We start from the raw sequence: 25,023 nt of genomic DNA, 5'->3' as shown, positions 1-25,023 counted from the left end.
GCAGGCTTAACCTGGCGCCGCGGAACGGCTCGACACAATAGTCTGTAAGCGTGACGACCGACAGGCCAGCCGCTACCCAGCCGTGGTATGGCTCCCGCGCCCGGCTGACCGGCCTGTTCGTCGCGGCCTGTGTGTTCTCGCTGCTGGTCGCGAACCTCGCCTCGACCTGGCTGAATCAGTACGACCTGAACATCTACGACTCTGCGGTGCGCTCGTGGACCTCCGGCAACGGCCTCTACGAGTACAGCCAGTGGGATCCGACCATGGGCAGCATCGGATTCACCTACCCACCGCTCGCTGCGGTGCTGATGGCCCCGATGGCGTCGGTCGGCTTCACCACGGTGCAGGTGGTGACGCTCACCGCCATCGTGGTGGCCGGCGCCGCGATGCTCGCGGTGATTCTGGTGCGGGTGCTGCCCAGCCAGTTCAGCCCCGGCCGGGCGTTGCTGAGCGGGGCCCGCGTCCTCACCCGCAAAGAGACCCTGGCGGCGATCCTGGTGCTGACGCCGATCGCCTTCACCACCGAACCCTGGCGGGAGAACCTGTCGTTCGGGCAGATCAACATCTTCCTCGGGCTGCTGGTGGCCGCCGATCTGCTGTGGATCTCCAAGAAATACCCGCGTTATGCCGGCATCGGCGTCGGGCTGGCCACCGCGCTGAAGATCACTCCTGGCATCTTCCTGATCCAGTTGTTGGTCACCCGGCAGTGGCGCGCCGCCCGTAACGGCATCGGCACTGCCGTCATCGGCACCGTGATCGGTGGCCTCGCCATGCCGCGCGACACCTGGAGCTACTTCACCGAACGGCTGTGGGACACCAGCAAGGTCGGCAGCCCCGCGTACGTCCAGAACCAGTCGCTCAACGGCGTTGCGGTGCGGTTCTTCGACATCAACACCGACTCCAAAACGTTGTGGTTGCTCGGCTCGATCATGGTGCTGGTGGTCGGCATGGTCGCGGTCGCCCGGTTGCACAAGGTCAACCCGGTCGCGGCGATGACCGTCACCGGTCTGGTCGGCGTGTTGATCGCGCCGGTCTCGTGGATGCACCACAACGTGTGGGTGGTTCCGGCGCTGCTGCTGCTGATCGTCGGCTGGTGGCAGCTGCGCGGCAGCCACGGCGAGCAACGCCGGCACCGGATCGCGCTGGCGGTGCTGAGCGTTGTCGGGCTGTTGAGCTGGGGAATGCACCCTGCCACCTATCTGCATCGCACGGTGGTCTGGTACGACGCGTCCACCGTCGAGCTGGTGCTGTCGGCCGTCCCGATGCTGTGGTGCCTGGTGCTGGTGCTGTTCGCCGATTGGTGCTTCCGCTCCCCAGGGTCGGCGCCGGCCGCCGCCGGCGATCGGGTTGCCGGGTCCCGGTCGGCGCTGCGCTCCGAGAAGAAGTCTGAACGAGACGAGTGGTGACCGGACGGACCGACGCTCCGGCTCGCTCGCTGCCCCGCTGGTCCCGTTGGCTCACCACGCCGTTGGTGTGGCTGCTGCTGATGGTTTCGCTGATGGGCCACGTGCTGGTGATGGCCGCCGGCACCGACGGGCTGGCGATGATCGACCTGCGGGTCTATTTGTCGTCCGCCGATCATCTGGGTGACGGAACGCTCTACACTTTCCTGACGCCGCAGGGACTGCCGTTCACCTATCCGCCGTTCCCGACGTTGCTGTTCTGGCCGCTGGCGCAGTTGCCATGGCCGGTCGCGGCGGCCGGCTGGCAGTTGCTGTGTCTGCTGGCGCTGGCAACGTCGGTGTACCTGACGTTGCGCCTGCTGAGTCTGGCCGGGCCGGACGGGCGCTGGCCGCGCGCGCTGACCCGCGGGGTGACCGTCACCGTGACGGCGGTGACGCTGTGGTCCGAGCCGGTGCGTACCACCTTCAACTACGGCCAGGTCAACCTGCTGCTGATGGCATTGCTGTTGGCCGGGGCGGTGACGGCGCGGCAGTGGCTGGCCGGCGTCACCGTCGGGCTGGCCGCCGGCATCAAGCTGGTACCGTCGATCACCGGGCTGTACTACCTGATCCGGCGGCAGTGGACGGCGGTGACCGCCGCTGTGGTCAGCTTCGCCGTCACCGTCGGCATCTGCCTGCTCGCGATGCCGGGCCCGACGTGGGACTTCTTCACCTCGTTGATGTTCGACGCCTCCCGCACCGGTGAGATCCAGGCGATGCGCAACCAATCGCTGCGCGGGGTGGCGGCCCGCACGGTCGGCTCGGCGGCGACAGCGGTGTGGCTGCTCGCAGCGGTGCTGGTGCTGGTGCTGACGGTGCTGGTCTGTCAGCGGGTGACCCGGCGCGGCGACCGGCTGGCCGCGTTCCTGGCGGTGCAGCTGTGCGGGTTGCTGGTGTCGCCGATCTCCTGGAACCACCACTGGGTGTGGGTGCTGCCGTTGCTGTTGTGGTGCCTGCTCGGCGCCGACCGGCGGGAGCGGTCGGTGCGGGTGCTCGCCTGGTGCTGGACGCTGGCCATCTTCACCTTCGCGGTGCCGATCGCCGCCGCCCGCGAGAAGGACGCCGGTGCCACCGGCCGGAGCTGGCAATGGTGGGAGTTGGGGCTGTCGTTGGCGTATCCGGTGCTTGGCATCGTGACGCTGCTGGTGCTGTGGCGGCTGGGTCGGCGGACCGAAGGCGTCCGATCGGGTCAGGTCGGTCGCCGGCCCGAGGGACGCGGCGCTCCCGTCGAGCAGTAGCTCCCGGTCAACCATTAGAGTGAGCGGCTGACACGGGAGTCCGGTGCGCCGGGCTGAGAGCGGGACACGGAGTCCCGGACCGTCGAACCTGATCCGGATCATGCCGGCGCAGGGACGTCCTCTCGCAGTTTGCAGCCCGTGCCTTCGTCCCACAGGAGGGCACAGTCAATGAACACTCACCATCGTCAGATTCGTCCCCGCGCGAAGGCCGTGCGTCGGCGCGTGGGATGGCCGGCGGCGGCCCTCGCGGTGACAGCGGTGCTGCTGGCCGGGTGCGGCAGCTCCGACGGCTCCGGCAGCTCAGCCGGGTCCGGCAGCTCAGCCGGGTCCGGCGCCGGAACCACCGGCGCCCCCGTCACCTCGAACGGTGCCGGCACGGCCGGCGATCAGGCCGGCACGAGCGCGGCGGCCGGCGCCGATGCGTCCGCGGCGTCCACCGTGGGTGGCAGCAGTTCCGCTGCAGCCGGAAGTGGCGGCGGCGCAACGGCTTCGGCCGGTCCGGCGTCCGCTGTGTCGTCCGTGTCGTCGCCGGCGCCCGAGTCGGTGGCGCCGGTGGCGCCGGGTTCGGCCGGCGAGGTGACGCTGGTGACCCACGATTCGTTCAACATGAACAAGAAGCTCATCGCCGACTTCGAGAAGCAGTCGGGCGTCAAGCTCACGGTGCTGGCCCAGGGCGACGCCGGGGCGATGACCAACAAGCTGGTGCTCACCAAGGACAATCCGCTCGGTGACGTGGTTTTCGGCATCGACAACACCTTCGCCTCGCGCGCGCTGGACGCAGACGTGTTGCAGCCCTATGCCTCTGCGGCAGCGGCGAACGGGGCCGACAAATACGCCATCGACGATTCGAACCGGCTCACCGCTGTCGACTACGGCGATGTGTGCGTCAACGTCGACCACACCTGGTTCACCAACAAGAAGCTCGCCGAGCCGAAGAGCTACGACGATCTCACCAAGCCCGAGTACAAGGACTTGTTGGTGGTGCAGTCGCCGGCCACCAGCTCGCCCGGTCTCGCGTTCCTGCTCGGCACCATGAGCGCCAAGGGCTCCGACGGCTGGCAAGACTACTGGCGCCAGCTGAAAGCCAACGGGGTCAAGGTGGATGCCGGCTGGGAAGACGCCTACACGGTCGACTTCACCGGTGGCTCCGAGACCGGCACCCGTCCGCTGGTGGTGTCGTACGCCTCCTCGCCGCCGTCGACGGTGAAGGACGGCAAGGCCACCACCGGCGCGCTGCTGAACACCTGCTTCCGGCAGGTCGAGTACACCGGGGTGCTGGCCGGTGCGAAGAACCCTGACGGTGCCAAGAAGGTGGTGGACTTCTTGCTGTCCAAGGAGTTCCAGCAGGCGCTGCCGGAGCAGATGTACGTCTACCCGGTCACCGCCGGAGTGCAGCTGCCGGCCGAATGGGCGAAGTTCGCACCGGTCGCCGACAAGCCGGCCACCGTCGACCCGCAGCAGATCGCCGAGAACCGGCAGGCCTGGATCGGTGAGTGGTCCGATCTGATGGGGCAGTGAGCTCGGCGGCATGACGGTCGCCAGCAGCGTGAGCGCGGCCGGCCCGCGCGAGCGGCCCGGCGACGGCTGGCGGTGGCTGCGCCGGGTCGGACTGGTGCTGCTGGCCGCGATTCCCACCGCGGCGTTGCTGGTGTTCTTCTGCTACCCGGTGCTGACCCTGCTGGGCCGCGGACTGTTCGTCGACGGACGACTCGACCTGTCGGCGTTCGGTGACGTGTTCGCGCGGCCGCGGATGCGTTCGCTTGTCGCCTTCACCATCTGGCAGGCGGCGGCCTCAGCGGTGCTCTGTCTGCTGCTGGGCATCCCCGGCGCATACCTGCTGTACCGCAAGCGTTTTCCTGGCCGTGCGGTGTTGCGGGCGGTGCTCACCATGCCGCTGGTGCTGCCCACCGTGGTGGTCGCGCTGGCGTTCAAGATCCTGCTCACCCCCGGCGGCCCGCTGGGCAGTTGGGGGTTGGACGAGACCGTCGCCGCGATCCTGGCGGCGCACGTGTTCCTGAACTACGGCATGGTGGTGCGCACCGTCGGCAGCAGCTGGGCGGTGCTGGACGACCGGCCGCTGGCGGCCGCGCGCTCGCTGGGGGCAACCCCGTTGCGGGCCTTCCTGACGGTCACCCTGCCTGCCCTCGGCCCCGCCATCACCGGAGCGTTCACCATGGTATTCCTGTTCTGCGCCACCAGTTTCGGCATCGTGCTGATCCTCGGTGCCGGACGGCTCAACACCTTGGAGACCGAGATCTACCGGCAGACACAGGAGTTCCTCGACCTGCGCACCGCGGCGGTGCTGTCGATCGCGCAGCTGGTGCTGGTGACGCTGCTGTTGGTGGTAGTGGCGGCGCTGCGCCGGCGCACCGACACCACCCAGCGACTGGACAGTGGGGTGCGGCGTCCCACCCGGTTCGGCCTCGGCGATGCCGTCGCGGCCGTCGTCACCACGCTGGTGGCGCTGGCTTTTCTCGGCGTCCTCGGCACGCTGGTGCTGCGCTCGTTGCGGGAGCCCGGCGGCGGCTTCGGTCTAGCCAACTACGCTGCGCTCGGCACGGTGGGCCAGGACAACCTGATGCTGGTGCCGGCTACAACGGCACTGGCAAACTCGTTGCGGGCAGCGGCATTGGCGGCGGTGCTTGCGGTGATCGTCGGGGTGGCGTTGTCGGTGGTGCTGGCGCGGCGGCCCCGCAGCCGAGCGGCGCGGCGGCTGCTCGGCGCCGTTGACGGATTCATGATGCTGCCGCTCGGTGTCTCTGCGGTGACGGTCGGTTTCGGGTTCCTGATCGCGTTGGACTCCCCGCCGCTCGACCTGCGCTCGTCGCCGCTGCTGGTGCCGATCGCGCAGGCGCTGGTGGCGCTGCCGCTGGTGGTTCGGATGGTGTTGCCGGTGCTGCGCGGCATCGACGATCGGCTGCGGCAGGCGGCGGCGTCGGCTGGTGCGCCACCGCTGCGGGTGTGGTGGACGGTCGATCTTCCCATCGCCCGAAGGGCTTTCGGCGGTGCCGCTGCTTTCGCCTTCGCGGTCGCGCTGGGCGAGTTCGGTGCCACCAGCTTTCTGGCCACTCCGCAGCGGCCCACCCTGCCGGTGCTGATCGCCAGGCTGATCGGCCGCCCCGGCGAACTGAACACCGGCATGGCACTGGCGGCGGCGGTGCTGCTCGCCCTGCTGTGTGCGCTGGTGCTGCTGGTGGTCGAGGCGGTCAGCGGGGCCAATGCCAGGATCGGTGGTTTCTGATGCGCCGCAAAGATTCTCCCGGTGTACCCTCGCCCGGAGCCGGCCGTGATCGCCCGGCAGGTTTGGCGATCGACGAGGTGACCGTCCGGTACCCGCGCGCCAAACGCGGCGACGCCCCGGTGACGGCCGTCGACCGGGTCAGCGCGCAGGTGCCGTGGGGGACCGTGCTGGCCCTGCTGGGCCCCTCCGGCTGCGGAAAGTCGACGCTGCTGCGTGCGGTGGCCGGGTTGGAACCTCTTGCCGCCGGCCACATCTACTGGACCGAACCGGCCGCCGCGTCGGCCGGCGCTACCGGCACGGCCGGTGGTGGCACCGTCGAGCTGTCCCGGCTGCCGGTGCACAAGCGCGGCATCGGCCTGATGTTCCAGGACGGCATGCTGTTTCCGCACCGCACCGTGGCCGGCAACATCGGCTACGGGCTGGCCCGTTCCGGCCGCGACCGCGCCGGGATCAGGCGCCGGGTCGACGAACTGCTTGATGTTGTCGGCCTGCCGGGGATGGCCGACCGGCGCATCGGTTCGTTGTCGGGTGGTCAGCAGCAGCGGGTGGCGCTGGCGAGGGCGTTGGCGCCGTCACCGCGGCTGCTGTTGCTGGACGAGCCGCTGGCCGCGCTGGACGCGGCGCTGCGCTCGCGACTGTTGGTCGATCTGCGCGAGATCCTGCAGCGCGAGCGGGCCACCGCGCTGTTCGTCACCCACGACCAGGGTGAGGCCTTCGCCATCGCCGACTCGGTTGCGGTGATGTGCTCGGGGCACATTGTGCAAACCGGTGCGCCGCAAGCGATCTGGACCCATCCCGCCGACGAGTGGGTGGCCCGCTTCATCGGCTACACCAGCGTGCTGCCGGCCGGGCACGGTGTTGCCGGGCTGCCCGACGGGCCCGTCGCGCTGCGCCCGGCGGCGCTATCGGCCGACCCGGCCGGCACCGTCACCGGGACAGTGCTGAGCGCACGGCCCAGCCCGGACGCCGTCCGCGCGACGGTGGAGCTCGCCGGATCCTCCGGCCCGGTCACGGCGCAGGCGCTGTCCAGAGACCTGCCGCCGCGCGGCACCCATCTCACTCTGCGGGTGGATTCCAGCGGCGTTGCCGCGCTGCCGCCCGCCACTGGCGAAGGGTAGCCGGCCCCCGGCTGTGGCAACTGGCCCTGCCCGACTGCCGATTCATCAGACGCTGCGCCAGCGGCCGATTTCTGGACGCAGCGGGCGTAAATCGGGCACTGCTGCAGCAGGTGATGAATTGGCCTGCGAAGAGCGACCTGCGACGAGCGATCGGCGAAGAGTGGGCCGGCGGAGGCCGCCGCGCCTGTCCAGCGGTGCCCGCACGGCCGGCGCGGTGGTGCTGGGCCAGACACGGCTTTGGCAAGCTGGCTGGGTGTTGATCATCCGGACCGCCGAGGTCATCGATGCGCCGCTGGCCGCGGTGCAGTCCGCGTTGCGCAGCGGCGCCACCTGGCGGCGGGCGATCAGGGCAGCCGGGGGCCGATTGCTGGGCGCCCCCGCCACCGAACTGGCCGACGGTGACCTGCTGCGCTGGCAGGGCTGGTGGCCGGGGTCGCTGCGGCGGCCCGGCACCGGGGGAGAAGGCGCCGGCAAGGCGTTCCGGGTGTCGCTGCAGCCGACCGATTCCGACCAAGGCCTGCCCACGTTGAGCTCGATCGGCGGGCGGCCGGTGGAAATCAGCGTGCACGCCACCGCAACCGGGTCCGGCGTGCTCACCAGGGTGGATGTGCTGTCGCCGTCGCTGCCGGCGGCGGCAACGGCGGTGCTGCGTCGACGGGTCATCCGCGCCGGTTCGCTGCTGCTCGGCGTGGTGACGCTGGTGGCGAGGGAGCCGTCTGTGGTGGTCGCCGGTGCCCTGTTCGACGGGGACGGGCGGCTGCTGGTGGCCCGCAGAGGCGCCGACGATCCCCGGCACCCGGGCGCCTGGGAGCTGCCCGGCGGCAAGGTGCACACCGGCGAGGACGAGCGGACGGCGCTGGCGCGGGAATGGCGGGAAGAGCTCGGGGTGGACGTCGCCGTGCGGCGCCGACTCGGCGACGAGATCGTCCTGAGCCCGGCGCCGGCAGCGCCACCAACGACGCCGGTGCCGGCGGGCGGCCCGGGCGCCACGGTGCTGCGCTGCTATCAGCTTGCTCTGGGCGCCGGCCAGCGACCCGAGCCGCTGGAGCACGCGGAGCTGCGCTGGGTGGCGGCGACCGAGCTCGACACGCTGGAGTGGCTGCCGGCCGACCGGGAGCTGCTGCCCGACTTGCGCGCCGCCGCCCAGCGCGGCGCCGAACACTCGCGCTGACCTGTACCGATAGTCGGGCACCGGACGACGCCGGCGGTCCAGCTCCCGTCGCACACGAGCACTGCCCGGCGCCGCTTCGTTATCGACATGTCATCCGACGCCGCGGCTGGGCATGCGACGATGCCCCATCGGCAGCGACGCGTTTCGGCGTCGCCGGCCGCGCTTCAACCCGGCGACAACGGACACCCCGAACCGCCGCGGACGATGCAGCAGCGGGTCAACCGACCCGCCGACCTTGAGGAGTCGACGTGACCGACAGCACCACCAACATTCGCCTGCGAGGCCGCACCATGCGGGCCGGGCTGCTCGCCGCCGGCGCCGCACTGCTGCTGGGCGTCAGCGCCTGCGGATCGGACTCCGGGACGGGTTCTGCCGGCACCGACACCGCCCCTGCCGAAACCACCACCGGCGGTGGCGCCGGCGCTTCCGGCACCAACGCCGGCGGCGCCGCGGGTGCCAGCGCGGCGGGTTCCGGCGGGGCGGCTGCCGGGGCGAGCGCAGCCGGCGGCAGTGCCGCGGCCGCGTCCGGCGGGGCGAGCGCCGCGGGTTCCGGCGGCGCAGCGGCGGGCGGGACGGTCGACCAGGCCACCGTCGATGCCGCCAAGCAGGCCCTCATCGCACCGGACAAGCTGACCGTCTGCACCACGCTGCCGTTCGAGCCCTTCGAATCCGACGTCAACGGCGAGGTGGTCGGATTCGATATCGATCTGATGGACATGGTGTCGAAGAAGCTCGGCGTGCAGACCGCCGTCATCGATACCCCGTTCGAGGGCATCAAGTCGGGCGAGGCCACCGCCTCCGGCAAGTGCGACATCGCCGCCGCCGGCATGACCATCACCCCGGAGCGGCAGAAGGCGATGTTGTTCTCCGAGCCGTACTTCGACGCCAACTTCTCGCTGGTGGTCCCGTCGGACAGCACCGCGAAAACCCTCGCTGACCTCAAGGGCAAGAAGCTCGGCGGCCAGGCCAGCACCACCGGCCTCGACTACCTGAACGCCCACAAGGACGAGTTCGGTTATGAGGTTGTCGAGTACACCGGTTTCGACCTGCAGAGCCAGGCCATTCTCACCGGCCAGGTCGACGGTGTCGTCAACGACGTCCCGGTGCTGGCAAAGCTGGTGAAGGACAACGGGTCCACCGTCAAAGCGGTGGAGGAGATCAAATCCGGCGACCAGTACGGTTTCGGAATGAAGCTCGGCAACGAGGCGCTCGCCAAGACCGTGAACGCCACCTTGGCGACGTCCAAGAGCGACGGCAGCTACGACGCCAGCTACGCCAAGTGGATCGGCGCCGCACCGCCGAAGTGAGCCGGCTCGGCGTCCGGCCGCTGTGATGGCCGGACGCCGGTGCCGCGGCCGTTCCGCCGTCGGCGCCATGTCATCGCCGTCGACACTCGCGTCAGTTGAGCGCCGGACCAGCGCCGGACCAGAGCCAGACGAGCGTCAGGCAATGCCAGACAAGCGTGAGTAAAACCGTTGCCGCCCACCGGATCGGAGCAGCCATGCCGATGACCCGCCGCCAGCGGGCCCGCGCCTTCCGCGGCGTGCAGTACCTGATCGGCCTCGTCGTCGTGGTGATTCTTGCGCTGATCATCGACTGGCCGACGCTGGTCAGGTCGTGGTTCAACATCGACGTCGCCAGGCAGATGTTCCCGCGGGTGATCACCACCGGGCTGCTGAACACCTTGCAGTACACCGCGTTGGGATTCGTTTTCGGATTCACGCTGGCCATCGTGCTGGCGCTGATGCGGCTCAGCTCCATCAGGGTGTACCGGGCGGTGGCCATGGTGTACATCGAGTTGTTCCGCGGGCTCCCGGCGCTGGCCGTGCTCATCATCATCGCGTTCGGCATACCCCGCGCCTTCCCCGGCTTTCGGCTGGACACCTGGCAGATGGTCGCCATCGGCCTCGGGTTGACCGCTGCGGCGTACATGGCGGAGACGCTGCGGGCCGGCATCCAGGCCGTACCGAAGGGTCAGGTCGAGGCGGCGCGGACGCTCGGCATGTCGCCGATGCGCACCATGGTGACGATCGTGCTGCCGCAGGCATTCCGCATCGTCATCCCGCCGCTCACCAACGAGATCATCCTGCTGGTCAAGGATTCGTCACTGGTGTACACCATCGGGGTCACCATCGAGCAGTACGAACTGACAAAGCTGGGGCAGAGCAACATCAATCAGCTGGCCAGCGTGACCCCGCTGACCGTGGTCGCGCTGCTCTACCTGTGCATCACGCTGCCGCTGTCCTGGCTGGTGCGGCGGCTGGAACGACGACATGCGAGGGCGCGCTGATGGCAACAGCTCACACCGGGTCCGAGCCGGCCCCGACCGGCGACGCGGCCATCTCGATCAACGGCCTGAAGAAGAACTTCGGCGCGCTCGAGGTACTCAAGGGCATCGACCTCGACGTCGCCGCCGGCGAGGTGGTGTGCATCATCGGGCCGTCGGGATCGGGCAAGTCGACGCTGCTGCGCTGCGTGAACCTACTGGAGCAGCCCACCGCCGGCACCATTGTCGTCAACGGCGCCGACGTCACCGACCCTGACTGCGAGATCGACGTGGTGCGGCGGCATATCGGCATGGTGTTCCAGCAATTCAACCTGTTCTCGCACCTGAACGTGCTCGACAACCTCACCGTTGCCCAGCGGAAGGTGTTGCGCCGCAGCAAGTCCGAGGCCGAGCAGGTTGCCAGGAAGAACCTGGAACGAGTGGGCCTTGCCGGCCGGGAGGCATCGTTCCCGGCTCAACTGTCCGGCGGGCAACAGCAAAGGGTGGCGATCGCCAGGTCACTGTCCATGTCGCCGTCGCTGATGCTGTTCGACGAGCCGACCTCGGCACTCGACCCCGAGCTGGTCGGCGACGTGCTCGCGGTGATGCGGTCGCTGGCCGACGAGGGCATGACGATGATGGTGGTGACGCACGAGATGGCGTTCGCCCGTGACGTCGCCGACCGGGTGGTGTTCATGGACGACGGGTTCATCGTCGAGCAGGGCGGCCCGCACCAGGTGATCGGCGACCCGCAGCACGAGCGCACCAAGACCTTCCTTTCCAGGGTGCTCAACCCGACCCAGGTGGACCAGGCCGGCGAGTTCACCGCGCCGGCAACCGCCACCGATCAAGGCAGCAGCGGCCCGGCGATCGTGCAGGACAAGCCGGTCGTCGACCCGCGCGATCCCACCAGGTGACCGGTCCGTCGGCGCCTGGCGCCGGCCCGTCCCTGCAGTCGGCCGGAATCGGCGCGAATAGGTAGGTCGCTCGATCCCCGGTAAGTTCGCAGGTGCCCGCGCCGCACCCTCACCGCCCGGCACGGCGCCGTCCGAGGCTCGCTCGGGCAGCGGACCACTAAGCAGAACCAAGCAGGAGCGTCACCGACTGTGCCCGAAACACCTGACACCGCCACCGCCGCCGGCGACCCGGCAGCTGCCGCCGGCGCCACCGCCGAGCGCTCCGACCTACGCAATGTCGCGATCGTCGCGCACGTCGACCACGGCAAGACCACCCTGGTGGACGCCATGCTGTGGCAATCGGGGGCGTTCCGGGAGGGCGCGGACGTTGCCGACAGGGTGCTCGACTCCGGCGATCTGGAGCGGGAGAAGGGCATCACCATCCTGGCGAAGAACACCGCCGTCAAGCGCCGGCACAGCCACCCGGACGGCAGCGTCAGCGATCTCACCATCAACATCGTCGACACGCCTGGGCACGCCGACTTCGGCGGCGAGGTGGAGCGGGCACTGATGATGGTGGACGGCGTTGTGCTGCTGGTCGACGCCTCCGAGGGGCCACTGCCGCAGACCAGGTTCGTGCTGCGCAAGACCCTGCAGGCCAAGCTCCCCGTTGTGCTGGCCATCAACAAGACCGACCGCCCCGACGCCCGCATCGACGAGGTGATCGACGAGGTCTACGCGCTGTTTCTCGATCTGGACGCCGACGACGACCAGATCGAGTTCCCGATCGTCTACTGCTCCGGCAGGGCCGGCAAGGCCAGCCTGACCAAGCCGGCGAACGGCAGCGCCCCCGATTCGGAGAACCTCGACCCGCTGTTCGACGTGCTACTGGACACCATCCCGGCGCCCACCTACCACCCCGGCGCCCCGCTGCAGGCGCAGGTCACCAACATCGACGCCTCGCCGTTCCTCGGCCGCATCGGCATGTGCCGGGTGGTGGAGGGCACCATCACCAAGGGCCAACAGGTCGCCTGGATCAAGGCCGACGGCACCAGTGCCCGCACCAAAATCTCCGAGCTGCTGATGACCGACGCGCTGGAGCGGGTGCCGGTGGAGCAGGCCAGCGCCGGCGACCTGATCGCCGTCGCCGGCATCGCCGACATCACCATCGGCGAAACCCTCGCCGACCCTGACGATCCCAAGCAGTTGCCGCCGATTTCCGTTGAGGCACCTGCCATCTCGATGACGGTCGGCATCAACACCTCGCCGCTGGCCGGCCGCGACGGCGGCACCAAGCTGACCGCACGGCAGGTCAAGCAGCGGCTGGACGCCGAACTGGTCGGCAACGTCTCGATGCGGGTGCTCAGCACCGATCGTCCTGACACCTGGGAGGTACAGGGCCGCGGCGAGCTGGCGCTGGCCATTCTGGTGGAGACCATGCGCCGGGAGGGCTTCGAGCTCACCATCGGCAAGCCACAGGTGGTCACCCAGACCATCGACGGGCAGCTGCAGGAACCGTTCGAGCGGCTCACCGTCGACATTCCCGAGGAGTACCTCGGCGCCCTCACTCAGCTGATGGCGGTGCGCAAGGGCCGGATGGAAAACATGACCAACCACGGCACCGGCTGGATCCGGTTGGAGTTCCACGTGCCCTCGCGCGGGCTGATCGGCTTCCGCACCGCGTTCCTCACCGAAACCCGCGGCACCGGGATCGCCTCTGCCCTGTTCGACGGCTACGGGCCGTGGGCCGGCGAGATGCGTTCCCGCCCAACGGGTTCACTGGTCGCCGACCGGGCGGGCAAGGCGACGCCGTACTCGATGTTCTCGCTGCAGGAGCGAGGCACGCTGTTCGTGCCGCCGACCACCGAGGTGTACGAGGGCATGATCGTCGGCGAAAACTCCCGCGCCGACGACATGGACGTCAACATCACCAAGGAGAAGAAGCTCACCAACATGCGCTCGGCCACCGGCGACGAGCTGGTGCACCTGATCCCGCCGCGAGCGCTGAGTCTCGAGCAGTCCCTTGAGTTCTGCGCCGACGACGAGTGTGTCGAAGTCACGCCCACGTCGGCCCGGATCCGTAAGATCATCTTGAACGCGTCCGAGCGGGCCAGGGCACGCTCACGCGCCAAGAAATAGACCCAAGAAGCAGCTACCGAGAGCACACCGCCAGCGCCGGCGCCGACGCGGCGCTCACGCAGGGCGGCGAGCACCGCGCCGGTGGGCAGCGGGAGAGGCGAGATGGGCAGCACAGCAGCACGCCGGGCCAACCGGCAGTTGGTGACCGCGCTGACCGGGGCAGCGCTGGCGTTGGCCGGCTGCACCAGCACCATTGACGGTGCCGCCCAACCGAATCCGACCGCGCTGGGAACGCCCACCGGCACCGGGCCGCATGGGCCCGGCGCCGAGACATCGGGAGCCGGCGCTGCCGGTGCAGGGACGGCAGGGTCCTCCACCGCACCGAACTCTGAGCCGGAATCCGCCGCGGGCAGCAGCTCCCCGGCAACCGGCGAGTCGCGCGCCAGCAGCGGTGCCGGCTCCGGGCCGGGCACCGGTGCAGCTGCCGGTGCCGCCTCCGGCGCCGCCGATTCCGAGTCAGCAGCATCCACCACTGCGCGGACCGCCGGTGCCGCCGCCGACCCCGGCACGTTGCCGGTGTTCGCTGCGGCGGCACCGAAGGTGCCCGCGGCCGCGCCGACTCAGGGCTGCGGCACTCCGCGGAGCCCACAGCAGCTTTCGGCGCCGGCGGCTGCCGCCGGCGCGGTGACGATCGGTATCAACGACACGCCGCGCTCACTGAACGGATCGGTCGGTTCGACGTACTCGATCCCGACCCTGCAACTGCAGCACCTGATCACCCCGCTCGGCGCCTTCTACGACGACCGGCGGCAGCTGATCGACAACACCGGCTTCGTCAGCTGCACCGTCACCCGGCAAAACCCTTACACCGTGCGCTATACCGTTGCCGACGCGGCGACCTGGAGCGACGGCACCGCGGTCACGGCTGCCGATCTGCTGCTGGACTGGGCGGCGCGGACCAACGCTTTGGACAGCGGCACCCTGCAGTACGACGACAATGGCACGATCAAGTCCCAGAACACCCCGGTGTTCGACTCCGACGGCATGACGACCGGGTACGCCAGCAAAGTTCCTACCCTGTCGAAGGATTCGAAGTCGCTGACGGTTGAGTACGCCAAGCCCCATGCCAACATCGCGGAGTCGTTCTCGCGGCCATCGGTACCGGCGCACGTCGTCGCCAAACGGGCCTTCGGTGAGAAGTCGGCGGCCAAGGCGACTGCCGCGTTGGTCTCCACGGTGCAGGCGCTCGGTAAGAACCCCAAGGACGCTGCCGCGCTGGGGCGGCTGGCCAAGGTAGCGAATGTATGGAACGCCGCGTTCACCATCACCCCGGGAAAGCTGCCTCCGGCCGACCTTCGGGTCACCGCTGGTCCCTACCAGCTCACCAAGATGGACGCGAAACAGCTTGAGCTGACCGCGAACCCGAAGTACACCTGGGGGCCGCGTCCGTCGGTGCGGAAGGTGCTGCTGCGGATCGTCCAGTCCGGCAACGGACCGGCGACGGCAAAGGCGGTGAGCAACGGCGAGCTGTCGTTCGGCCAGACCGTACTCGGTCAGGACAGCGATGTTGCCGCCATGCTCGGCGGGGTGAAAGCCCGCGCCTACCCTGCGGACAGCTTCCGGCAGCTCTACCTGGTGCAGGACCAGGGGCCGTTCGCCGCGAAGACCTACGGTGGCGGTGCTGCCGGGGCGAAGAAGGCGGCCTTGGTCCGCAGGGCTTTCCTGGCGGCGGTGCCACGGGAACGCCTCGCCGCCATGCAAGCACCGGCCAAGGGCGCCGGTATCGAGGGCGACCTCGGCAACGGGCTTATCGATTCCTACGTGATGTCGCCGCTCGCCCCCGGGTACCCGGCAGTGGCCCGCGGTAACGGCTCCGGCAGCTGGCCGTCGAAGGGCGACCCGGCCAGGGCGAAACAGCTGCTGGCGCAGGCCGGGGTGAAGGCACCGGCGGTGCGGCTGATGTTCCTGCCGGGCGACCGCAGGCGCGAGCAACAGCTGCGGTTGATCGCCGAGAACGCCATTGCCGCAGGGTTCACCGTCCGGCTGCTGCCCGAGCAGAACTTCTACAGCAAGGCGGTCGACCGCGCCGGATACGACGCCGGGGTGTCCGGTTGGAGTTTCGCCGGGGGTACGGCGAGCAGCGCGGTTCCGATGTTCCGCTCCGGCGGTGCCTTCAACTGGGGCAACTACTCTTCGTCCGCCGCAGACGCCTTGCTGGACAAGCTGATGGTGGCTGCAAGCTCCGCTCAAGAGCAGAGTCTGGCGACTCAGATCGACAAGCAGCTGGCCGCCGATGCGGTCGGGCTGCCGTTGACGCAGGGCGCCGACCTGGTGCTGGTCAACCCCCGGCAGATCCGCAATGTCAGCGACAACGGCCTGGCTCAGGGCGCAGTGTGGAACTACTGGCAATGGGCCGTCCCGCGCTGAACAGGCGGCGGAAAGCCGGCAGCGCCAGGGCCGCACGGGGTGCGCCGGCGTTGCTCGCCGTGCTCGCTGCGCTGGTGCTGACGGCTTGCACCCCTCCCGGACTGCCGCCGCCGCAGAGCCCGAGCGGATTGAGCTCAGCCAGCGCCGAACCAGCACGCTCCGGCGGAGTCACCATCGGGGTCGACGGCGCGCTCACCGGATTCAATCCCTATCTACTGTCCGACTACTCGCCGGCGGCTGCCGCTGTTGCCGGCGTGGTGCTGCCGTCGGTCTCCCAGGTCGGAAACGACGGAGTGCGCCGGGTTGCTGCCGACCTGGTGGACAGCGCAACCGTGATCGATCAGGATCCGTTCACAGTGCGGTACCGGATCAACCGTAATGCGGCCTGGTCGGACGGAACTCCGGTCACCGCAGAGGATTTCCGGTACCTGGCGCAGCAACTGGGCGATACCGACGCCACGCTGGACAACGCCGCCTACCGCACCATCTCCGCGGTCCGCTCCGGCGACGGCGGCAAGACCGCCGAGGTGGTCTTCACCCAGCCGGTGCACGATTGGCTGCAACTGTTCTCGCCGTTGCTGCCGGCTCATCTGCTCAAGGACAGCCCCGGGGGATTCGCCGGCGCACTGGCCGGCGGCATCCCGGTCTCGGCCGGCCCGTTCCGGCTGGCCGGCGTCGACGAGTCCACCGGCGAGATCACCTTGGAACGCAACGACAAGTATTGGGGACCGCAATCCTCGCTGGCTACCGTGGTTTTCCGTTCAGGCACCGGTGCCGCACTGGTGAATGCCCTGGGGCGCAACGATGTTCAGGCCGTTTATCTGCGTCCTGGCGCGGTGGCGCGGCGGGCGCTGGACCGCTTGGTGACCGCCGGCACGGTCCGCGCCGCCAATACACTGCTGCCGGCCCAGACACAGATCGTCTTCGACACGGCGAACGGGCCCACCGCTGATGCCGGCCTGCGCACCGCCCTCGCCGAATCGCTGAACGGCGACGCCCTCGCAGCGCTGGCCAGCAGGCAGAACCCGGCGGCGCTGCTGGCTGCTCCCGATCCGCTGCGGCTGCCCACCACGGCCGGTGAACGTCCGGCGCCTGCCACCGACGCCGCCCAGCGGCAACTGATCGCGGCCGGTTACCGACTTTCCGGGCTGTACCTGACCGGAGCAGCCGGGCCGCTGCGGCTGTCCCTCGGCTACCCGATCGACGATCTGCGGCTGGCATCGGTGGCCGACGCCGTGCAGCGGCAGCTGGGTGCCGCCGGTGTCGAGGTCGATCTGCTCGCCGACACCCCGGCCGACCTGACCAGACGATTGCAGGCGGGGGAGTTGTCGATGCTGCTGCAGACCGTCCCGCGCGGACAGTCGGACAGCCTTGCCGCGGCTTCCGCCTTCGGCTGCAGCCAAGTTCCCGTTGACGGACCTGCCACCGGTGATGCTCCCGCGCCGGCCACCACCGCAGCCCCGGCACTCACCCCGCCGCCCGCTGGGCTCACCGGCACCGAAGCGCCCGCGCCGGCGACGACCACCGACGTGCCGCCGTCCAGCGGCACCGAAACCACCTCGGCGGCAACCGAAACCAGAGTGCTCGGCGGACTCGGCCGCTTCTGCCCGCAGGCGCTGCAACAGCCGCTGGCCCAGGCGCTGCGTGACGGTCTGACGGGCCCGCTCGACGCGGTGATCGCCCCCGCCGTGCGCAGCCGGCAACCGGTGTACACGATCGGCCGACCCGCGGCGACGCTGGCCGTGCGCACGGAGCTGGCATCAGGGGCGGTGCTCCCCGCCGGCGCGGGCGACTCGCTGCTGTCGACGCTGCCGCGCTGGCCGAGTCCCTGACGCGACCTGCATTGCCCCTGGCGGCCATGGTTGCCGCAGTGCGTCAGCCGTCCAGGGAACGCCAGCGGCGCCGCCGACGGCTCCGGACTATCCGGTCGGGCCTTGGCACGGCGAGTTCGTCGCCGCTGGAGACCGTCCGGTCGATGGTGCTGACGGTGGTGCTGACCGGGCCGACAGCGCCGCCAGACCCCCGACAAACGTCCTGGTCGCCTCGGCCAAGAACGCTGGGCTCAGCGTGTCCGGACGGTCGGAATCCTTGTGGTAGTTCGGGTTTCGGGTCTCACCGCCGTCCGTTGCCATGGCTGCCGGGATCCCGGCGTCGTGGAACGCGGCGTGATCCGAACGCCAAATGAACGGGTTGTCGGCCGGAACCGTCCGCGCGACGACGTTCCCGGCACCCCATCGATCCGAGGCCGCCGCGAACGTCGTCACCAGCGTCTCGGCGCCTTGATAACCCAACAGGTACAAGACATCCTGGCGCTCGCCGTCGACGAGTTCGGGACTGCTGAACCCCACCATCTCGGCGCTCACCGCGCCGAGCACCCGGCGCCCAGTCTCGCCGGTCTGCAACGCTGACAGCAGCGCCAGCGCACCGCGGAACGGCGGGCCCGGTTCTTCGAAGGGCAACACCGCGAGGGTCACCGAGATCGGCAGCCCGGCCTTCGCCAGCACCCGCGCCGTCTCGAGGACGGCCGCGGTGCCCGAGGCGTTGTCGTCCGCGCCCGGTGAGCCGGGAACCGTGTCGTAGTGCCCGACCAGCACATAGGTGGCGGTTCCCGGGCAGCGCTGGCCGCCGATCTCGGTCCACACCACCGGCAGCTCGATACCCTCTGCCTGCACCGGGATGGTGTTGACCTCGACGCCGTAGTTGCGCAGCTGCTGCGCCGAGTAGTCCGCTGCCGCTTGCGCGGCGCGTCCGGAGTCAGTGTTGTCGCGAGGGGACGCGGCGAGCCGCTCGACGTGCGCCATCAGCCGCCGCTCGTCGACGGCGTCGACCCGGGCGCCGATGTCGGTTGAGTCGGGCAACGACGATGCTGCCGCCGATGACGCTGCCATCGATGAGGCCGCCACCGATGACGCCGCCACCGATGAGGCCGCCACCGATGAGGCCGCCACCGATGACGCTGCCATTGATGACGCCGCCACCGATGAGGCGGCCGCCGACGGCGCCGCCGGGACCGGTGGGGACGCTGTGGATCCGTCCGGCCCCACGGTGCTGGCTTCACCAGCCGGGCCGGGCGGCGCGCCGTCCGGTGAGTTGGAATTGGCCGCGCCGGAGCAGGCACCCAGCACGGTGAGGCAGATCGACACCACCGCGCACCCGGTGATTCTGCGCCGGCGCCGATCCGTCACTGCAGGCCAACCGCTGAGGCGAAGGGATCACGTTGTGCCCGAACGGATATTGCGATGTTGGCAATGGCTTCCCTGGCCAGCGTCACCGCTTGCACCGGATCGTCGGCCCTGGTGCGGACATAGCCGAGCAGATCGCGGTTGGAGGCGAGAGTCCTGATCGGCTGTCCCTGGTGCACCTCGAATCTGGACTCGACCACCCCCGGCGCGCTCGCGGCGGCCGAGGTCCCCGCAACCGCGGCGACCTCGCCCGTCACCTCAGACGCGATGTACCAGCTCGCGGCGGCAGCCGACTCGGGTTCGCGCGTCGGCTCAAGAGCGTCGTCGATCAGCAGGCCTCGTGCCCCCAACGCCTGCCACACGGTGTACACGATCGGATGCACCCCCGTGGTGTCGGCGATCATGTCCGGAATCCTGGCGCCGCCGGGGCGGATGTGCGTCTCGATGATGCGCGGACCCGCGGCAGTCAGCATCACTTCGGTATGCGTCAGCCCGTACTCCACCCCCAGCGCAGTCAGGCCGGCGCGCACCGCAGCTACCGCCTCCTGGCGGGCGTGCTCGGGAACAGGCGCCGGCGTGCACACTCCGAGTTCGACCCGTCTGTGCGGCTCGAAGAACAACTGGGTAGTACCGACCAGGCCGTGCTGGCCCGGCTCACTGAACATTTCGACGGTGATCAGCGTGCCGGTCAATCGTTCCTCGGCCAATACCCCCGAGGCGAGCTCCGCGGCGTTCACCAGACCCCACGCGGCGGCCAACTCGGCTGGATCCTCCACGATGGAGACTCCGATGCTTGAGTGTCCGGCCGTCGGCTTGACCACGATGGGGCCGCCGACGTCGGCCATGAACTTCTGCAGTTCGGCCAGCGACTTCACCGTGCGGTTGCGGACGTCCGGCAGCCCAGCAGCGGTGAACCGTTCGCGCATCACGGATTTGTCGTTCACCGCGATGGCGGTGTCCCTACTGTTCCACGGGATCTGCAGATCCTTGGCGATCTCGGCCGCGAACAGACTTTCCGCGTCGGAGAAGGCACAGACACCGCTGATCGGTCGCCAGTGGTCGAGATATCGAGCAGCGTCGATCCACTCGTCGACGGTGCCCCCGCCGGGAAGGTGAACGATCCGATCGAACTCTGTCGGGTCGGTGGTGAGAATGGGACCGGCTAGCTGGCTGATGGTGTCCAGTCGGGCCGCCGGTCGCAACCAGCTCACCGACGCATGGAAATCACCGACCACCAGCAGATGTCTGGACATGTCCCGCCCTCCGTCCAGCGAACACAGGGCTGCCACCCCGCCCGACGTCGAGCACCGTAACAGTCGGGTGTCGGCCGTCATGGAACCGGGCATTCAACCCGATTGCCACCTCTGGGGATCGCCTCAGATGGTTTGACGTTTCATGATCATGGTTGCGGTGCGGGGACGGTGGCGTCGTCATGGGTAGTTCACCGCTGGCCGGTTCGCGCGGACTCAACGATTTCCGACCCGAACTCCGGGAACTTCGGTTACCTTGTCAACCACTGAAGACGTCTTCCGGGGTGGCTGGGATCAGTGATCACTCCGATGCACGTGCCGTGGGGAAGGTCGGATTGATCAAGGAACATCAGCCGTCGGCGCTGGTCCGCGCCGATGCCTGGGCGAATACGCCGATATGGCAGCGGTTCTGCGCGCTCGTGGACAGCGACCCGCACCGGCCCGCACTGGTGGACGGAGCCCGCACCTGGACTCGGGCCGAGCTGATGAGCGCTGCTTCCCGGCTCTCCTCACGCATCCGGCAGGCGGCGTTGACTCATCCGGCATCGATTCATCCGGCATCGATTCATCCGGCGTCGGTTCATCCGGTGTCGAATCGTTCAGCATCGGTCCCTACTGGTGGTGGGCGTCGGTTCGGCCTGATAGCAAAGTCGCCCGCCGCCAACGTGATCGGAGCTCTCGGTGCTGCGGCAAGCGGTCACAGCTACGTGCCGATCGACCCGTCGTGGCCGGAGGAACGCAGTCGCGCGGTGCTGTCGGCGGCGGGTGTCGACACGGTGTTCACAGACATGGCGTTCACAGGCAGGGCGTTCACCGACGCCGAGTTCGCCGACGCCAGGTCGGCCCTTTCGCTCGCCCCGTGGCCGGTTGACTCCATCGGCTCGTTGCTGTCGGATTCCGCAGGGCTGTCCGAAGATGCGGCGCTGGCGGGGGCCGCAGCGCCGTCGCAGGATGCCGCGCTGGCGAAGGACGCTGTGCTGGCGGGGGATGCTGTGCGGCCGGAGGATGCTGTGCCGCCGGACGGGACGGACGGCGAGTCGCCGGAGTTGTACGTGCTGTTCACGTCCGGCTCAACGGGTCATCCCAAAGCCGTTCCGCAGTACCAAGAAGCAGTGATCACTTGTGCGGATAACCAGAGAAGGTCGCTCGGGCTGTCGCCGGCCGACCGGCTGAGCATGCTTGCCCCGTTCGGCTACGACATGGCTGCGGTCGATCTCTACAGCGCATTGCTCGGCGGCGCCACCATCGTGCCGTTCGATCTCCAGCGTCGGGGTCTTGCCGAGCTTCCTGGCTTCTTGGTGCGGCAGCGGGTCACGGTGCTGCACGCTGCGCCGACGGTGCTCGGTGCCATCGCCGGTGTCTGGGCACGGCACGGCGGCACCCGCGAGCACAGCATCCGAATCGTGTTGTCCGGCGGCGAGCCGCTGCTCTCGTCGCTGGTCCATCGGTTGCGCGGGGTCTTTTCGGAGTCGATCACGATCGTGAACGGATACGGATCGACCGAGGCGAGTTTTTCCTGTCACCGCCGCATCGAGCCGGGCGAACCGGTTGCCGACGGCCTGGTTCCGATCGGCCGCCCGCTTACCGGTTTCGAGGTATCGCTCGTGCCCGCGCCGGACATCTCGCAGGGCAGTGAAGGCCTAGCGGGCGAGCCGGCGGTGGGGGAGCTGGTGGTGCGTAGTCGTTGTGTCACAACGGGTTATCTACCCGAGGCGGGAGTGCAGCGGTCGAACCTGCCTCCGGAACGGGAGCGGTTCGTTGATCACCCCGACGGGACCAGGAGCTTCCGCACGGGCGATCTCGGAAGGCGCGGCGGTGACGGAGAACTGATCTGTCTTGGCAGGCTGGACCGACAGCTGAAACGCCGGGGAGTACGCATCGACCCGATCGAGATCGAACGGCGGCTGCGAGCGCATCCCGCGGTCGACCGGGCCGCCGTGATCCTGCAACCGGCCGGAGCGTCCGGGCAGCAGGCGGCTGCCGCTACCAACGGCGATGAACTCGTGGCCGTTGTCGCGCTGACAGCGTTGGGTATGCACGCCACTGAGAGCCGTGGAGTCACTCAAGGCGTCGCTGCCGCCGGCGACAGTGCCGGCCAACGCATCGAATCCGAGTTGGTTGGTCAGCTGGCTCGAGAGTTGCCGAGGGCGTTGCTTCCCGATCGGGTGGTGGTCTGGGATCGGTTACCCCTGACGGCATCCGGGAAGATCGACGTGCCCGCCGTCGAACGTCGGATGGCCGAGACGACTGCGCCCACAACCGGTCCGCCACCGAAAGATGATCCGCCACCGCCGGACGATGCGGCGCTGCCGGACAAGCCCGGGCCGTCGGCTGATCCAACCCGGTCGGGGCAGCCCGCAGCACCAGGCCGATCGGTGGATCCGGCCGGTCGACTGTCGCAATCGTTGGCGACCCAGCTCGGACGAGCGGACATCGCCGGCGATGTCCCGTTCTTCGAACTCGGCGCCCATTCGTTGCTGCTGGCGGCCGTGCACGCCGACGTCGGCGCCGAGCTCGGCCTGGAGTTTGTCGATTTCTTCCGGTACCCGACCGTCGACGAGCTGGCCGGCGTTGTGCTTGCCCGCGAACAGCTTTCACCCGACGGGGCAGGGATCCCCGTGCCCAACACTCGGGCGCAGCCGCAACCGACGGAACTGAGGGAACTGCGGGAACCGACGGAACAGCGGGAACTCAGGGAACCGTCACCGGTAGCACCCGCCGCAGACCCGGCCGACTCCCCATGGTGGCACTGGGTGCCGGAACAGACGGTCGCGATCGTCGGGATGGACGGCCGCTTTCCCGGTGCCGCTGACGTTGACCAGCTCTGGCGCCTGCTGGTGCGTGGGCAGGACCCGATCACCGATCTGCACACCGGCGATCTTCTCGCCGCAGGCACCCCGCAGCGGCTCATGGACAACCCCGAGCTGGTGCGCGCCATCGGCCGGCTGCCGGTGGAGAGCCAAGACCTGGTGACTCGGATGATGCACGAAGCCGGCCAGTGGGGCGATCCGCAGCACGCGCTGTACTTCGACGCGGTCACGTCCGCGGTGCGCACCAGCGGGCTGGTTGCGGGATTGCCACCGGCCACCGGCGTCTATCTGGCCGCCGGTCCCAACCGACACCATCTGACCCAGGTGCTGCCCGCGCTGCTGGCCGACGGAGCCAGCTGGGAAGAGTTGCTGCCCAGCGGGATCGGTGCCGATCATCTTGCCGCTCAGCTGGCCTACCGGCTCGGGCTGGCCGGCCCCACCGTCGCCTACGGCGCCGGCTGCGCGGCCGGTCTCGTCGCGATCTGCGCCGCGGTCACCGATCTTCTCGACTTCCGCTGCGACCTGGCTATGGCCGGCGGGGTGCATCTCACCACTCCGCGGCACGTCCGGTCGGCGGACCGGACGCTGTCGGCGGATGGCCGCTGCCGGGCGCTGTCGGACGACAGCGACGGCTCCGGAATGTCCAGTGGGGCAGCGGTTGTGCTGCTCAAGCGCTACCAGGATGCGCTGTTGGACGGTGACCGGATCGCGGCACTGGTGGTGGGCGGCGCGGTCAACAACGACGGGCGGGCGCGGGTGGGTTACACCGGCCCTGGAGTCCACGGCCGGCATGCCGTCATCGCCGAGGCGACAGCCAGTGCCGGAGTTCCCGCCAGTGCTGTCGATCATGTCGAACTGCACGCCACCGGCACGCCGTGGGGCGATGCGATCGAGTTGGCGGCAGTGCGCTCCGCGCTCGAGGTCGACCGCCGGGACAGTTCCGCACCTCTCACCGTCGGGGCGCTGAAGTCGAACATCGGGAATCTTGACGTCGCGGGCGGTCCGGCGGCTGTCATCAAGGCAGCGCTGCAGTTGCGGCACCGCACCCTGATCGGAAATCTGCACTATCGCCGGCCGCACCCCGAACTGCCCCTCGCTGACGGCCGGCTCAGCCCGGTCACGCGGACCCACGACTGGGCCGCGCCCAGCGACCGGCCGGAATGGGCAAGGCTGGTCGGTGTCAACTCTTTCGGTGCCGGGGGCAGCAACGCGCATCTGCTGTTGGCTGCGGCTCCGCCGGTTGACCGGGAGTCGCTGTGACGACGGCAACCGTGCACCGGCGCTGGTTCCTGCGCACGACGCAAACGTCCAGCACGGCACCGATCACCTTGCTCTGCCTGCCTTACGCCGGTCGGGGCGCCAGCGCGTTCCGTACCTGGAACGCTGGGCTCGCCGATGTCGCCAACGTCGTTGGGGTGCAGCTGCCGGGCAGGGAGAGCCGGTTCGGCGAGTCCGCCGACCTCGATCCCGATGCACTGGCCGACGCGATCGCCAGCAGTATCACCGGTCCTTACCTCATCTATGGGCACTCGCTCGGCGGCCGGCTCGGCTACGAGGTGGTTGCCCGGCTGGCCGACCGCGGAGCAGCGCTGCCGGGGCGGTTGCTTGTCGGTGGGAGCGTGCCGGTCGATCTGCCGAACGAAGGCGCGTTGGCGGGGGTGTCGAGGGAACCGGACGCCGTCATCGTCGAGCGTCTCGGCCGACTCGGCGGCCTACCGCCCGAGGTGCTGGCCGCATCGGAACTGCTCGACCTGCTGATGCCCGCCATCCGAGGCGATTTCAGCTGGATCGACAACTATCGGTGGTCACCGCGCGGGGTGCTGCCGGTGCCGATCACCGCCGTCTGCGGCACCACCGACGCAGTGAGCTCCGCCGCCGTCGGTGCCGGATGGTCCAGGCACAG

17 protein-coding genes and 1 riboswitch (1 of these 18 running past the window's edge) are annotated in these 25,023 nt (G+C 69.4%); of the genes, 14 read left to right on the top strand and 3 right to left on the bottom strand.

Translation table 11 applies throughout. The annotated features are described in order from the left end of the window. The first annotated feature begins 50 nt into the window (after positions 1 to 50). Positions 51 to 1,406 carry a glycosyltransferase 87 family protein gene (locus HKD39_RS16945; protein ID WP_171201054.1) on the top strand — a complete coding sequence of 452 codons (1,356 nt, stop codon included), beginning with the start codon at positions 51 to 53 and terminating at the stop codon, positions 1,404 to 1,406. Further along, positions 1,403 to 2,680 (top strand): glycosyltransferase 87 family protein, encoded by a 1,278-nt coding sequence (locus HKD39_RS16940; protein ID WP_171201053.1) that lies wholly within the window; start codon positions 1,403 to 1,405, stop codon positions 2,678 to 2,680. The genes HKD39_RS16945 and HKD39_RS16940 overlap by 4 nt, the downstream gene beginning before the upstream one ends. A 23-nt stretch (positions 2,681 to 2,703) precedes the next feature. After that, positions 2,704 to 2,812: riboswitch (TPP riboswitch) on the top strand. 254 nt (positions 2,813 to 3,066) lie between these two features. On the opposite strand, the gene HKD39_RS19010 is transcribed toward HKD39_RS16940, so the two are convergent. Next, positions 3,067 to 3,288, bottom strand: coding sequence for a hypothetical protein (locus tag HKD39_RS19010; RefSeq protein ID WP_212754688.1), 222 nt, complete (start codon positions 3,286 to 3,288; stop codon positions 3,067 to 3,069). Here HKD39_RS19010 and HKD39_RS16935 point away from each other — a divergent pair. From HKD39_RS16935 to HKD39_RS16890, 10 genes are all read left to right on the top strand, one after another. After that, the gene (locus HKD39_RS16935; protein ID WP_212754687.1) at positions 3,266 to 4,198 is read left to right on the top strand and encodes a thiamine ABC transporter substrate-binding protein; all 933 of its coding nucleotides are present in this window, start codon (positions 3,266 to 3,268) and stop codon (positions 4,196 to 4,198) included. The genes HKD39_RS19010 and HKD39_RS16935 overlap by 23 nt on opposite strands. 10 nt (positions 4,199 to 4,208) lie before the next feature. Next, complete coding sequence (locus tag HKD39_RS16930) at positions 4,209 to 5,921, top strand: ABC transporter permease (protein ID WP_171201052.1); 1,713 nt, start codon at positions 4,209 to 4,211, stop codon at positions 5,919 to 5,921. Between the two features lie 77 nt (positions 5,922 to 5,998). Continuing rightward, the gene (locus HKD39_RS16925; RefSeq protein ID WP_212754686.1) at positions 5,999 to 7,039 is read left to right on the top strand and encodes an ABC transporter ATP-binding protein; all 1,041 of its coding nucleotides are present in this window, start codon (positions 5,999 to 6,001) and stop codon (positions 7,037 to 7,039) included. A gap of 253 nt (positions 7,040 to 7,292) precedes the next feature. Continuing rightward, positions 7,293 to 8,210 carry a (deoxy)nucleoside triphosphate pyrophosphohydrolase gene (locus HKD39_RS19805; RefSeq protein WP_343074759.1) on the top strand — a complete coding sequence of 306 codons (918 nt, stop codon included), beginning with the start codon at positions 7,293 to 7,295 and terminating at the stop codon, positions 8,208 to 8,210. 248 nt (positions 8,211 to 8,458) lie between these two features. Continuing rightward, a complete protein-coding gene (locus HKD39_RS16915; RefSeq protein ID WP_171201050.1) occupies positions 8,459 to 9,517 on the top strand; it encodes a transporter substrate-binding domain-containing protein in 1,059 nt (352 codons plus the stop codon). 194 nt (positions 9,518 to 9,711) lie between these two features. After that, complete coding sequence (locus HKD39_RS16910; protein ID WP_171201085.1) at positions 9,712 to 10,500, top strand: ABC transporter permease subunit; 789 nt, start codon at positions 9,712 to 9,714, stop codon at positions 10,498 to 10,500. Further along, positions 10,500 to 11,393 (top strand): ATP-binding cassette domain-containing protein, encoded by an 894-nt coding sequence (locus HKD39_RS16905; protein ID WP_171201049.1) that lies wholly within the window; start codon positions 10,500 to 10,502, stop codon positions 11,391 to 11,393. Before HKD39_RS16910 ends, HKD39_RS16905 begins: the two co-directional genes overlap by 1 nt. Before the next feature lie 189 nt (positions 11,394 to 11,582). After that, positions 11,583 to 13,511, top strand: a complete 1,929-nt coding sequence (gene typA, locus HKD39_RS16900) for a translational GTPase TypA (RefSeq protein ID WP_171201048.1) — start codon at positions 11,583 to 11,585, stop codon at positions 13,509 to 13,511. A gap of 102 nt (positions 13,512 to 13,613) precedes the next feature. Beyond that, positions 13,614 to 15,878 (top strand): ABC transporter substrate-binding protein, encoded by a 2,265-nt coding sequence (locus tag HKD39_RS16895; protein WP_171201047.1) that lies wholly within the window; start codon positions 13,614 to 13,616, stop codon positions 15,876 to 15,878. After that, complete coding sequence (locus HKD39_RS16890) at positions 15,860 to 17,710, top strand: ABC transporter substrate-binding protein (RefSeq protein ID WP_171201046.1); 1,851 nt, start codon at positions 15,860 to 15,862, stop codon at positions 17,708 to 17,710. The genes HKD39_RS16895 and HKD39_RS16890 overlap by 19 nt, the downstream gene beginning before the upstream one ends. Positions 17,711 to 17,797: 87 nt before the next feature. Here the strand turns inward: HKD39_RS16890 and HKD39_RS16885 are convergent, their stop codons facing one another. Continuing rightward, a complete protein-coding gene (locus HKD39_RS16885) occupies positions 17,798 to 19,021 on the bottom strand; it encodes a M28 family peptidase (RefSeq protein WP_171201045.1) in 1,224 nt (407 codons plus the stop codon). A gap of 38 nt (positions 19,022 to 19,059) precedes the next feature. After that, positions 19,060 to 20,313, bottom strand: coding sequence for an ATP-grasp domain-containing protein (locus HKD39_RS16880; RefSeq protein ID WP_171201044.1), 1,254 nt, complete (start codon positions 20,311 to 20,313; stop codon positions 19,060 to 19,062). Positions 20,314 to 20,630: 317 nt separating this feature from the next. Between HKD39_RS16880 and HKD39_RS16875 the strand changes: the two genes are divergently transcribed. Further along, complete coding sequence (locus HKD39_RS16875; RefSeq protein ID WP_171201043.1) at positions 20,631 to 24,380, top strand: AMP-binding protein; 3,750 nt, start codon at positions 20,631 to 20,633, stop codon at positions 24,378 to 24,380. Continuing rightward, on the top strand, positions 24,377 to 25,023 hold the 5' portion of the coding sequence (locus HKD39_RS16870) for a thioesterase domain-containing protein (protein WP_171201042.1). It continues 937 nt past the right edge of the window; only the first 647 of its 1,584 coding nucleotides appear in the window; it begins with the start codon at positions 24,377 to 24,379; the stop codon falls past the right edge of the window. The genes HKD39_RS16875 and HKD39_RS16870 overlap by 4 nt, the downstream gene beginning before the upstream one ends.

The organism is Nakamurella aerolata (assembly GCF_013002705.1).
GTDB classification, from domain to species: domain Bacteria; phylum Actinomycetota; class Actinomycetes; order Mycobacteriales; family Nakamurellaceae; genus Nakamurella; species Nakamurella aerolata.
Note: the sequence above shows the minus strand (reverse complement) of the source record. Positions and strands in the feature narration are given on the sequence as shown.

Coding starts and splice junctions, on each gene's coding strand:
- HKD39_RS19010 (WP_212754688.1), bottom strand. CDS start 3,288: ATGTTGAACGAATCGTGGGTCACCAGCGTCACCTCGCCGGCCGAACCC.
- HKD39_RS16930 (WP_171201052.1), top strand. CDS start 4,209: ATGACGGTCGCCAGCAGCGTGAGCGCGGCCGGCCCGCGCGAGCGGCCC.
- HKD39_RS16910 (WP_171201085.1), top strand. CDS start 9,712: ATGCCGATGACCCGCCGCCAGCGGGCCCGCGCCTTCCGCGGCGTGCAG.
- HKD39_RS16905 (WP_171201049.1), top strand. CDS start 10,500: ATGGCAACAGCTCACACCGGGTCCGAGCCGGCCCCGACCGGCGACGCG.
- HKD39_RS16895 (WP_171201047.1), top strand. CDS start 13,614: ATGGGCAGCACAGCAGCACGCCGGGCCAACCGGCAGTTGGTGACCGCG.
- HKD39_RS16890 (WP_171201046.1), top strand. CDS start 15,860: ATGGGCCGTCCCGCGCTGAACAGGCGGCGGAAAGCCGGCAGCGCCAGG.
- HKD39_RS16880 (WP_171201044.1), bottom strand. CDS start 20,313: ATGTCCAGACATCTGCTGGTGGTCGGTGATTTCCATGCGTCGGTGAGC.